The organism is Pseudomonas sp. Irchel s3a12, from assembly GCF_900187485.1.
In the GTDB taxonomy this organism is placed as follows: domain Bacteria; phylum Pseudomonadota; class Gammaproteobacteria; order Pseudomonadales; family Pseudomonadaceae; genus Aquipseudomonas; species Aquipseudomonas neuropathica.
Genome location: NZ_FYDN01000017.1, coordinates 23,374 through 35,109 on the forward strand (window position 1 = coordinate 23,374; position 11,736 = coordinate 35,109).

Genomic DNA, 11,736 nt, shown 5'->3' on the forward strand with positions numbered 1-11,736 from the left:
CACAGGGTTCTTCATAAACTCGAGTCAGTGGTCATATCCTGCATCGCTGGGCTAAGGTGTCTGAACTACCCTGGCCCATCGAGTCCCCATGCGCTTCCTCGCCCGCACCCACCCTCGCCTGTCTGCCGCCGCCCTCTTCGGCCTCGCCACTGGTCTGTTGGCCCCCGCCGATTCCATCGTCAGCAAAATCCTCATCGGCTGGAACGCCGGTGTCTGGACTTACCTGATCCTGATGTTCTGGCTGACCGTGCGCGCCAAGGCGCCGGACGTCAAACGTATCGCTGAAGTCGAAGACGAAAATGCCGGGCTGGTGCTGTTTGTGGTGTGCATCGCTGCCCTCGCTAGTCTGGCGACCATCACCTTCGAACTCGCGGGCAGCAAAGATCTGGAAACCACGCGCAAGCTCCTGCACTACGGCTTTACCGCCCTCACGGTGATCGGTTCGTGGCTGCTGATCGGAGTGATTTTCTGCGTGCACTACGCGAGGTTGTATTACACCTGCGATAGCAAGGAGCCGGCCCTGCGTTTTGCCGAAGGTCTGACCACGCCCAACTACTGGGACTTCTTGTACTTCTCGTTCACCATCGGTGTGGCAGTGCAGACAGCGGATGTAGGCGTGGCGACACGGGATATACGGAAAATCGTGCTGGCGCAGTCGTTGATCGGATTTGTTTTCAACACAGCAATCCTGGGGTTTTCGATCAATATTGCAGCGGGGTTGTTCGGCTGACGGCGGTGCGAAGCCTTTCAGGATTACCGCCTGCAATTTGATCACCATACGAGCCAGCGAACGATGACTTGATACGCTTTCCAACATGGGAAATCAGGGCATCACGCTTTAAAGTATAAAAACCGTACTGCATATAAAGAAACACCCTTGCAATCTGCAGAAGCATAAAACTACCCGCCTGTACACCTGTCAACTCTGACAGTATACAAAGTTGCGCACACACGTTTATATGTGACATCCATGCATTAAGCTGGATCTGGCTTATGGATAGGTACCCAACTAAATTCGGAGAACGTTCATGAATGCGCCGCTCAATGTAACCATCCAAACCATAAATTCATTCACTGCCCAAATCTTGCGCAATAACGACGTAGTAAACTTTAACGCCAATTACTTCAATCTGAAACTGGAAGACTACCCGGAATTAGGTGGCAAACAATGGGTATTCACAGCCGAGCACATTGTTAGAGTAGATGAAACCCGAATCGACACGAAAACGATTACCCTGCTTTTCCCTGAAGGCACTGAAGGCGGAACTTTCTTCATTCCCGCTACAACCAAGGGACTCAAAATTGACTACATCGACACAGCTGATGCCGAGCCTCATATTTATTCTGCCATCCAAGGCACAGTATTTCTGAACCTAATACGCAAAGGTGATGAAGTCAGCAAAATCGATGGGAATTTTGATATAACCGTTAGCGACACCGAAGGCAGCTCATTCAAAATCTCCGGCCAATTAAGTTACGACACCGCAATCATTTGAAAAATAGCGAACAATAAAAAGGAAGCCTGGCTTCCTTTTTATTTTATGATTCTTATACAAACATTAGAAGTTATAACTCACTCCGACGCTAGCGCTCCAATCCTGGCTGACGGTTTTACTCGTACTGGTATTGACCTCACTGTAAACCTGCCAGGCTTTTTTCGTCGGCGTCCAGTTTATTCCTGCGCCCAACTCCACAGCAGTAGCCGACAGATCATCATTAAATTGAGTGTCATTCACAGTGACCTTGTTATTTTTTATAAATTCTTGTGAAAGTGCGACTTTTAATCGGGGTTGCAATTTTCCACCATTGGCCAAGGCCATTTCGCTGCCGACCGTGGTACCGACCTTGCCGACCAGTGAGCGGGTGTGATCATTACTGACGCGCAAGCCATTATCAAGCGTGTAGTCCTTGCCCTGAGCGATGGCAGCCGCGACTTGGGTAAAGGGTTCCAGGAACACGCCATTTTCAAAAGCGATATGTTTGCCAACCTCGACCGAACCACTGAGTGCCAGATTCTTATAATCACCTTTGGTTCGTGTTCCATCGCTCATAGTGACTTTGGCACTGTTATCGAACTGGTTGATTTTGGTGACCGTATCAACGTAAAAGCCCGTCGCTGCGTCGTACCAGGTTAGATAGCCGCCAAGATATCCGCTGTTGACAGTCGCGTTGCTCCCTCGTTTCAGATCCATCTCGGTTTTGCTATAACCGACAAAGCCTCCCGCCAGCCATTGGCCATCTCCTATCGGTAAAGGTGCGTCTGCCCCCACCGATACACCTTTCTGGCTTTGTGAATAACCGTCACCATAGGCATTCTCAACATTGTATTGATTGCTATAGGTTCGGATCCAGACCCCGGCTTGAGATTGTCCTGTCGATCGGGCGCTGACACTCGGCTCAGCGCCATTCAAACGTCGATCACCGAGTCGATTATTCAACGTAGTCATTTCTGCATAGAGAATAGTCGGTGCAGTTGCAGCAATTGCCAGGGCCGTATTGGTACCTGTGCTGACCGTCTCTTTGTCCGGAGCAAGGTACAACCCCTCCCCTTCCTTTAACAGTTTATAAGTGAATGCTCCCGCATCCACAGAACCATTCAGTAAAGAGAAAGCGGCATCGCCAGTCGCAATGTTACCGATTTTCAAAGGATTACCCGAAGCTGGATCGTTGGCACTGGCAGCTATCAATAACTGGTGGCTCCCTGTAGCCGTACCGGAAACATTCAAAAAATCACTTTCATCAGCGGCAAGATCTGCTCTCATCGCAAAAACACCAGTGCCCGACAGATTGACGATATCAACACGATTAAACGCATCACCGCCAGTCAAATCAACAGTGCCGCCATTAAGATGCAGTTTACTGACCAGGTTGTTTCCGGTCATTTTGCACTGAGCGCCATTATTCACATCGACGCTCGTGGAGTTGTAAATATTCCCCTGGACGACAGACGCAGAGTCAATTACTACAGAAGCACCGCCAGGCACATCGTTAACAATATCCCCTTTGAGAAAGCTTCGGTTATTCACATTAACTGCTGCCGCATTGTGAAGATTACCGGACAACGAGCTATCATTTTGCAATGTGATATTGGCAGACGCGCCATTTGCAATTTCGACGTTTCCAGTGAGTGCGCTGTTATCAACAGTCAGGTTAACTAATCCACCGTTGCCAACCTCTAACAAATTGCCATTTCCGCTAACCAGATCGGCACCATTGCGTACGTGTACGTTAGTAACAATCGAACGCCCGGCGCTATCGACCGCTATAGCGGCACCGCTGCCTCCCGACACGCGCGTGCCATCCAGCACCAGGGTATTGGCGCGATCGATAAAATTATCCCCGCTCAGCAAGATGCCATTCATTCCTCCGACGATACTGCCGCCTTGTGCGAAAACATCGCCGCTGGCCAAGCGTAAACCGTAACCATTGGCGCTATTGGAAATCAGATCAGAACGGGTCAGGTTGAGTGTAGTTTGCGCGCTGACGACCGCTGCTTCTATACCGCCGGTAACCGTAGTTCCAATCAGGGACACCACTGTCTCACGAGGCGCGCTAGGTATACGCCCAACCTGCAACCCTGTGGTATCACTGGTAATCGTGCTGTTTGTGATGACAGCGGTTGAGTTGGTAATGGTGACAGCCGGCTGATTTGCACGCGCCGTGACCGTGGCACGATCGAGCGTCACTGTCGAACCGTTAGTTGCTCGAATATCTTGCAAGGTTCCGGCATTAACAACCAGCTTTGAAGCATTCGAAGAAATATTTAATGTCTCAGCATTATTCACGGTCAACGTAGCACCCCGCCCAATAATAAAGTCCTCCACTGGCGCACTATTATTGATCGTTTCATCGGTGATGATGGCGCGAGCATGAGCCATCGATGTGGACAATACGGAAAAAGCGAGAAACCAGAATTTTCCTGCACGACCCGCCATCAGTTTTTTGTCAAAACAATGCAAAGGCATAAGAATTACCACCCAAAAATAAATCAACAAGGATAACTTTGGGAGGCTTCCCATTAAAGTTTCCTCCCCCAGAATGGCCAGAAGGCTACAGACCAAGTTCTCGCTTTTCTGTAGGACTAATCCTTAACTACTGAAAGAAAAATCTGCGCCGTTGAAAAAACCAAACGGGAAGGCATTTCTCATGCCTCCCGTTTAATCGGACCCGGTTTTCTTGACTCTCCCTCTAATCACCTCACTTCATGACAGAACTCACGGTTCCCATTGACCAGAGAAATAATCTTCACTGTGGCATTCGATGTTGCTCGAGTACCATCGGTCCACACCACCGTGTACTTGAGTGATGCATAAGTAATCGCCGGCGCAGGTACAGGGAAAGGATCCGGGCGCGTCTGGATCGGTACAATCTTGGTCAGATATTCCGCGATCTGACCCGTGATGCCCGTCGTGGCTTCGGCTCCGGTTACAGTAATAGGCACATCTTGATCGGTATCAGTGATTGGCGATTGTCCGGCAGCATCAGTAGTCCCAACCCAATGGGCGGTAATGCTTTGCAAGCCAGCCAGAACAGGATTCGCCGCGACCCTGAAAGTCAAAAACGGCAGAGGTGGTTTGACGCCTCGGATGAATCCAACGGTTGGGCAGTTGATAATCGTGCCGTTGTCGAACAACCTGTCAATGACCGGGTCAGGCACTTCCTTCGCGACAGTTGTCACCGTGACCGTTTCATCCAGAGACCGTTGCGGGTTGATACCGCCGATATACGAGAAGCTCCAGTAGGTCAATTTGTCCCCGGCTTGACCATCAACCACTCTCTGGGCGGGCAAAGTACCTTTGTATTCTGTCAAACCTTCCGGTGAAAACTCATTGACGACAAGTCCGTTGTAGAACCACTTACAAACAACGTCGTTACCCAATGGCTCGGTGGTCGGCAATGGAATAATGACCTCCGGATCTGTCAGCAGATCCGGAGGATTCAGTGTATTCAGAATCTTGTCGACCCCACGAAGTTGCACTTTCGCCAGCAATTTATTGATTTCATCAGGCTCATCCGGGTTTTCCTCACCTGGGTAGGAGAAATCCAGATCGGGAGTTGCCGCCGGGGAGTCTTTCGGAGTGAGACCACGCATCCAGGTCCACACGACACGCGTGCCAACTTCACGAACGTCAGGGTCTCCTCCAGCAAGAGAGGCGTAAATCGTTTTCAAGTCAATCCATTTAATCCTGAAGGTCAACTCGGTATTGGTTCCAAACTCTTGCACCGGAGGATCAAGGTCAATTGTTTCAAAATTCTCGAAAAACACAGTAGCCTTGTCGGTGTCTTGCGTATTTAGAGGACGTAAAACTCTAATCGGTACCCCTGAAGTTCCGTAGAACCTCACATCGGCGAGGTCAATGACGTTATCGCCGGCGGTGTTGGCAGCGTCAATGATCGGAGGAGCGGGGACAGGAAGTGGGACAAATTCGACGATTCGACTGTAGGCGAGCATATCTGCGCTGCGGTTACCCGCCGCATCTTCATAGGCCATGATCAGCCACACGGTACCGTTTGCCAGTTTACTGATGTCCAGCATCGGGATAGACACCTTCCCATCCGCTGGAACAGGATCAACAGTCAAAGTCGGGGTGAGCTGACGTGTAGGCCTTAGCGTTGGGCTCAAGTAAATAAAGCATTTATCTGTAGCTTTAATTTCCCACTTGCCATCTGTGACCGGCAACGTGAACTCCATCCCGGTAGTTCGAATGGTTTCAAGATAGGCCGTATCAATTTTAGCGTTCGCAGGCAGTGGAAAGTCCACTCGGGTGGGTGCCAGAACACGGACATCGCCCTTGTTGTGGAAAGGCGCGAAAGTATCCACGAAACAAGTGGTGATTTCAGAGTATTGAGGGTTGCCGTCCAGTTGTCCCGAACTTTGGATTTTCCACTGGGTAGGTGAGGCAGAACCCGTCGTGAGAATATCCGTGAGCCTGCCCGCAGGCAACGTGACATTCCATTGAGTAGGCCGACCGGAAACAGCGGGGGCCGGTTGACGCAGCCACTCCACCCATGCCCAGCTATCAGGAGCATCCGGGTCGTCGATACCCTCCTGAAAGGCATAGCCCTCGATAACTACTTCGTCTCTGTCACTCGGAAACTCCCATGCGAAAACAGTAACCGTAATGGGAAGATCGGGCTGGCGTGCAACTGTTGTAGTCGCCGCCTGTGCCGCGGCGCTTTTCAATATCGTAACGGGCACTACTCCACCATCTGCCACACCCACAATCACAGGTTTTGGCGAATCTGCCGAAACGCCTATATTTAATCGATTTTTTCTGAGTTCTTTCCGAGAGTTCTCCGCGGCCTGTTGTACAGCGCTTAGCTTCATATCGATTGTCATGTTAACAGCTCCCTTCCGTTTATTAACGACGCCAGCAAAAAAACAACGCAATCCAGCAAGTTTCAAAAAACAACAACAATCAAGGTTCACAGCTGCGATTTGTTCCAGGAATTATCCTGTCTACCTTAATAAGCCCAGGAGATGACTTCGCAAAAGGCACACCGTTTCGGTATATCGAATAGACCGCCAACGCCGAGGAATTCTTTTCCAACGGTTTTACATATTGCACATAATCGGTTATCAAAAAATCATATCCCTCTACCACTTCCTGAGCGGTCAATACCTTCTTCAGTTCGTGGGTAAACAGCACTGGACCGGAAGCATTCAAACTTGCATACCCGGTCCACTCCAAACGCAACTCGTCGTTCTCGAACCAATCCACCAGCGTTGGCACTGGAATGCGCACGATCACCTTCTCCCATAACCTGGGAGTCGAACCGCAATTCAAATATCCCTGCAGACTTCTACTCGGAAATTCAGGTTCAACCAATAAAACAGGTGGCGTGCGTCTAACGACAAGAATTGTGTCGCCCGAGTAAGCGGGATTTCCTTCCGTGATGGTCTCGTAATGCAAACGGTACGTTCCATCGGCGGCGAAGAACCTAGGCGCAATGACTGGCCGATAATCTGGCTCGGTTAGTGGACTCGGATAGTTTTGATTAAAAACCTCGTCCCCCTCCAAATAAATATAAAGAAAATTCGATGACCCAACCGGCGCCGGAAAAGGCCATCTCGGTACTATTACAGTCAAGCCATTTTGATGGGCAATAGGAAGAATGACTCCATTCGCATCGACCTCAATAACTACCGGGGGGTCGTAATCAAATACACCGATTGGATCAGTGCCAGGCCGCCCCGCTAGGTTTGTTGTTTTTGGATCGTTCATTTGACGTACCTGCTTGAATCGGCTTGCAACGCTATGACTTTTATTAGGCGCTTCAAAATGAGTTCCGCCTACTGTCAGATCTGACAGGGTACGTGACCGCTTGTCGGGATTTTCAGGTTGCATACGTCTTCAGGTAGTAGGCGTGTCTTGACGAAGGCGGAGTATTTGGTGTTATCTGAAACCGGTTTCAACGATTAACAAAACTCATCCAACAAAAATAAAGTTGCCACCATGAACGTCTTCTCCACCGCCCGACGCAGCCGTGTAACCATGCTCGACGTCGCCGAGCGCGCCGGCGTGTCCAAGGCCAGTGTCTCGCGCTTCATCGGCGATGACCGCGCCCTGCTCTCCGATGCCATCGCTCTGCGCATCGAGCACGCCATCGCCGAGCTCGGGTACCGACCTAACCAGATGGCTCGCGGGCTGAAGCGCGGGCGCACACGCCTGATCGGTATGCTCGTCGCCGATATCCGTAACCCTTATTCGATTGCCGTAATGCACGGGGTGGAAACCGCTTGCCGTGCGCATGGCTACAGCCTGGTGGTGTGCAACACCGACCGCGATGACGAGCAGGAACGCCAGCACCTGGCGCTGTTGCGTTCGTACAACATCGAAGGGCTGATCGTGAACACCCTTGGCCATCACCGTGACGAACTGCATGAACTGCGCCGCGAGATGCCGCTGGTGCTGGTGGATCGCAAGGTCGACGGGCTCGACAGCGACATGGTCGGGCTGAACAACCCGCAAGCCGTTGAGATGGCGATCACGCATCTGGAGCAGCATGGATATCGGGATCTGGTGCTGGTGACTGAACCGTATGACGGCACCAGCTCGCGGATCGAGCGGGTCAGCAGTTTTCAGGCGCAGATCGCGCTGCACTCGAACCTGGCCGGGGCGGTGCTAGAAACCGGCGATGACCTGAGCACGCAACTTCAAACCTTTTTAAACACTCCCGGCGACGGCCCGAAAGCATTGTTTTGCGCCAATGGTGTGGCGGCGCTTGCTGCCACAACGGCATTGCGGGAGATGGGTGTGCGGTTGTTCGAGGATGTCGGGCTGATTGCCCTGGACGATCTGGATTGGTATCCGTTGGTGGGCAGCGGGATTACCGCGCTGGCTCAGCCGACGCAGGAGATTGGCGCGCGGGCGTTTGAGTGTTTGCTCAAGCGGTTGCGTGGGGATGATGAGGTGGCGCGGGTGGTGGATTTTGCGCCGGTGCTGGTTGAGCGTGGGTCAACCCGTGAGGTTGGTAGTGCTTGACCTGCTCGCGAAGGCGCCCGAGAGAACAACACAGCAACACCTGATATTTTTTTGAACAAAAATGAAACCGGTTTCAGAGGTCAATAACAATGAATAAACCCGCCGTTTCCATCAGCCTGTCCAGCTACGGCGCCGAGCTTGTACGCCAGCGCGGGCAGGATGCTTTCATCGAGATTCTGGCTGCCGCCGGGGCCAATCGCATTGAGTGGCGCGAGGAACTGCTGACGCGTGAAGACCCTGCGCAGCTGGCGCAGGCCACGCAGGCGCAGGGCTTGCTAAGCATCTATTCCTCACCGACCGAACTGTGGCTGGCCGGTCAGGCGCAGCCCAATCCCGAGTTGATCACCGCACTGCAACAAGCCGAAGCGTTCGGCTCGAAATGGCTGAAAGTCTCCCTCGGCTACTTCACCGACACCGACGATCTGCAAGCCTTGGCCGAACGCCTGAAGCGCACTTCAGTGCAACTGCTGGTGGAAAACGACCAGACTCTGCACGGCGGACGCATCGAACCGTTTCAGCGCTTCTTCGCCGCCGTCGAGCAGCACAATCTGCCGATCAAAATGACTTTCGACATTGGCAACTGGCAGTGGCAGGACCAGTCCGCCACCAGCGCCGCCCGCCTGCTCGGCCGCCATGTCGGCTATGTGCACTGCAAAGCCGTGGCCCGTCGCGCCGACGACAAACTGGTGGCGGTGCCGCCGGCCGTCAGTGACCTGCATCTGTGGGAACAACTGTTGCGGCACATGGCCCAAGGCGTTATGCGCGCCGCCGAATATCCGTTGCAGGGTGATGATCTGGTGCAACTGACCACCGAGCACGTCGCCGCCCTCGCCCGCCTCGGCCAATCGCGTCTGGAGCCTGCTCATGTCTGAGATCGATATTCTCTCGTTCGGCGAAACCATGGCGATGCTGGTCGCCGAGCAGACCGGTGATCTGGCGGCAGTCAAAGACTTTCACAAGCGCATCGCCGGGGCCGACAGCAATGTCGCGATCGGGCTGTCGCGCCTGGGTTTCAACGTCGCGTGGCTGAGCCGGGTCGGCGACGATTCGCTCGGACGCTTTGTGGTCGAGACCTTGATCAAGGAGGGTCTGGATTGCAGTCACGTCGACGTCGACAAACAGCACCCGACCGGTTTCCAGTTCAAATCGCGCAATGACGATGGCAGCGACCCGCAGGTCGAGTATTTCCGACGCGGTTCGGCGGCCAGTCATTTGTCGCCGCAGTCGATTACGACCAATCTGCTGAGCGCTCGCCATCTTCATGCGACTGGCATTCCTCCAGCGCTCTCGGCCTCGGCGCGGGAGATGTCCTTTGAATTGATGACACGCATGCGCAACGCCGGACGCAGCGTGTCGTTCGATCCCAATCTGCGCCCGAGCCTGTGGGCCAGCGAGCGCGAGATGATCGGCGAGATCAACCGCCTCGCCGCTCTCGCCCATTGGGTGCTGCCGGGGTTGAGCGAAGGCCGTTTGCTCACCGGTTTCGAAGACCCGGCGGACATTGCTGCGTTTTATCTTGATCAAGGTGCCGAAGCGGTGGCGATCAAGCTTGGCCCGGAAGGCGCTTATTACCGAACGCATCTGGCATCGGGATTTGTCGCCGGTGTGCCGGTAGCGCATGTCGTCGACACGGTCGGTGCCGGTGATGGTTTTGCGGTGGGGATGATCAGTGCCCTGCTTGAGCACCAGAGTTTTGCCGAGGCGGTGCAGCGTGCGAACTGGATTGGCAGTCGGGCGGTGCAGAGTCGCGGGGATATGGAGGGCCTTCCAACTCGGGCTGAACTCCTCACTGAATTCGAAGGCGCCGATCGCGAGCAGGCTCACTCCTACAAGGGAACGCATTTCAAATGTAGGAGTGAGCCTGCTCGCGATGGGGCCGTCACAGACAACTGATCAATTGAACCTGCTGCGACAAAAACAACAAGCTCAGGAGCAAGACCCATGAAAACCGCAACCCTCGCCACCCGCCGCTGGTGGTACATCATGCCTATCGTGTTCATCACCTACAGCCTGGCGTATCTGGATCGCGCCAACTACGGCTTCGCCGCCGCATCGGGCATGGCCGAAGACCTGATGATCACCCCGGGCCTGTCATCGCTGCTCGGTGCGCTGTTCTTCCTCGGTTACTTTTTCTTCCAGGTGCCGGGTGCGATCTACGCGCAAAAACACAGCGTGAAGAAACTGATTTTCGTCAGCCTGATTCTCTGGGGCGGTCTCGCCACGTTGACCGGCGTGGTCTCCAACGCCTATTGGCTGATCGTCATCCGCTTCATGCTCGGCGTGGTCGAAGCCGCTGTAATGCCGGCGATGCTGGTGTATCTGTGCCATTGGTTTACCCGTGCCGAACGCTCACGGGCCAATACCTTTCTGATCCTTGGCAACCCGGTGACGATGCTGTGGATGTCGGTGGTTTCGGGTTATCTGGTGCAGCATTTCAGCTGGCGCTGGATGTTCATCATTGAGGGCCTGCCGGCGGTACTCTGGGCGTTTATCTGGTGGCGTCTGGCCGATGATCGTCCAGCGCAGGCCAAGTGGCTCAACGAGCAGGAAAAGCAGGATCTGGAAAGCGCACTGGCTGCTGAACAGGTCGGTATCAAAGCAGTGAAGAACTACGCCGAGGCGTTCCGTTCGCCGAAGGTGATCATTCTCGCGCTGCAGTTTTTCTGCTGGAGCATCGGCGTTTACGGCTTTGTGCTGTGGCTGCCGTCGATCCTCAAGGCCGGCGCGCAAATGGACATGATCGAAGCCGGCTGGCTGTCGGCGCTGCCGTATCTGGCGGCGGTGATCGGCATGCTTGTGGTGTCGTGGGGTTCGGACAAGTTGCAAAAGCGCAAACGCTTCGTCTGGCCGCCACTGCTGATCGCATCGATCGCGTTTTACGGCTCCTACGCGCTGGGCGCAGAACACTTCTGGTGGTCGTACACGCTACTGGTAATTGCCGGCGCGTGCATGTACGCGCCTTACGGGCCGTTCTTTGCCATCGTCCCGGAGATTCTCCCGGCCAACGTTGCCGGTGGCGCCATGGCGCTGATTAACAGCATGGGCGCGCTCGGTTCGTTCGGCGGCTCGTATCTGGTCGGTTACCTGAACAGCTCCACCGGTTCGCCCGGCGCTTCGTACCTATTGATGAGCGGCGCATTGCTGCTGTCGGTGGTGTTAACGATTTTTCTCAAGCCCGGCGCCAGTGATCGCGTCGTCGCCAAAGCCGTCGCCACGCGAGCCGTGCCGGCGCACTCCTGAAGAGATTTTT

The 11,736-nt window shown here is 53.9% G+C and carries 9 protein-coding genes; 6 read left to right on the forward strand and 3 right to left on the reverse strand.

The genetic code is table 11. The features are described from left to right. The first annotated feature begins 88 nt into the window (after positions 1-88). On the forward strand, positions 89-730 hold the full coding sequence (locus CKW14_RS25100) for a DUF1345 domain-containing protein (RefSeq protein ID WP_095050887.1): 642 nt from the start codon (positions 89-91) through the stop codon (positions 728-730). A gap of 298 nt (positions 731-1,028) precedes the next feature. After that, on the forward strand, positions 1,029-1,496 hold the full coding sequence (locus CKW14_RS25105; RefSeq protein ID WP_095126335.1) for a hypothetical protein: 468 nt from the start codon (positions 1,029-1,031) through the stop codon (positions 1,494-1,496). A gap of 63 nt (positions 1,497-1,559) precedes the next feature. Here CKW14_RS25105 and CKW14_RS25110 read toward each other — a convergent pair whose 3' ends face one another. The 3 genes from CKW14_RS25110 to CKW14_RS25120 form a co-directional block, all read right to left on the reverse strand. Continuing rightward, positions 1,560-4,019, reverse strand: coding sequence for an autotransporter outer membrane beta-barrel domain-containing protein (locus CKW14_RS25110; protein ID WP_095126336.1), 2,460 nt, complete (start codon positions 4,017-4,019; stop codon positions 1,560-1,562). A 173-nt stretch (positions 4,020-4,192) separates the two neighbouring features. Next, positions 4,193-6,340: a hypothetical protein gene (locus CKW14_RS25115; RefSeq protein ID WP_095050890.1), complete on the reverse strand. Its 2,148-nt coding sequence runs from the start codon at positions 6,338-6,340 to the stop codon at positions 4,193-4,195. A gap of 79 nt (positions 6,341-6,419) precedes the next feature. Beyond that, entirely contained in the window at positions 6,420-7,349 is a 930-nt protein-coding gene (locus CKW14_RS25120) for a hypothetical protein (RefSeq protein WP_218233213.1), read from the reverse strand. Between the two features lie 108 nt (positions 7,350-7,457). Here CKW14_RS25120 and CKW14_RS25125 point away from each other — a divergent pair, with 108 nt between their 5' ends. From CKW14_RS25125 to CKW14_RS25140, 4 genes are all read left to right on the forward strand, one after another. Then, entirely contained in the window at positions 7,458-8,486 is a 1,029-nt protein-coding gene (locus CKW14_RS25125; protein ID WP_095050891.1) for a LacI family DNA-binding transcriptional regulator, read from the forward strand. Positions 8,487-8,575: 89 nt separating this feature from the next. Further along, positions 8,576-9,358: a sugar phosphate isomerase/epimerase gene (locus tag CKW14_RS25130; protein ID WP_095126338.1), complete on the forward strand. Its 783-nt coding sequence runs from the start codon at positions 8,576-8,578 to the stop codon at positions 9,356-9,358. Beyond that, positions 9,351-10,379 carry a sugar kinase gene (locus tag CKW14_RS25135; RefSeq protein ID WP_141231827.1) on the forward strand — a complete coding sequence of 343 codons (1,029 nt, stop codon included), beginning with the start codon at positions 9,351-9,353 and terminating at the stop codon, positions 10,377-10,379. The genes CKW14_RS25130 and CKW14_RS25135 overlap by 8 nt, the downstream gene beginning before the upstream one ends. 48 nt (positions 10,380-10,427) lie before the next feature. After that, the gene (locus CKW14_RS25140; RefSeq protein ID WP_095050893.1) at positions 10,428-11,726 is read left to right on the forward strand and encodes an MFS transporter; all 1,299 of its coding nucleotides are present in this window, start codon (positions 10,428-10,430) and stop codon (positions 11,724-11,726) included. Positions 11,727-11,736 lie beyond the last annotated feature (10 nt).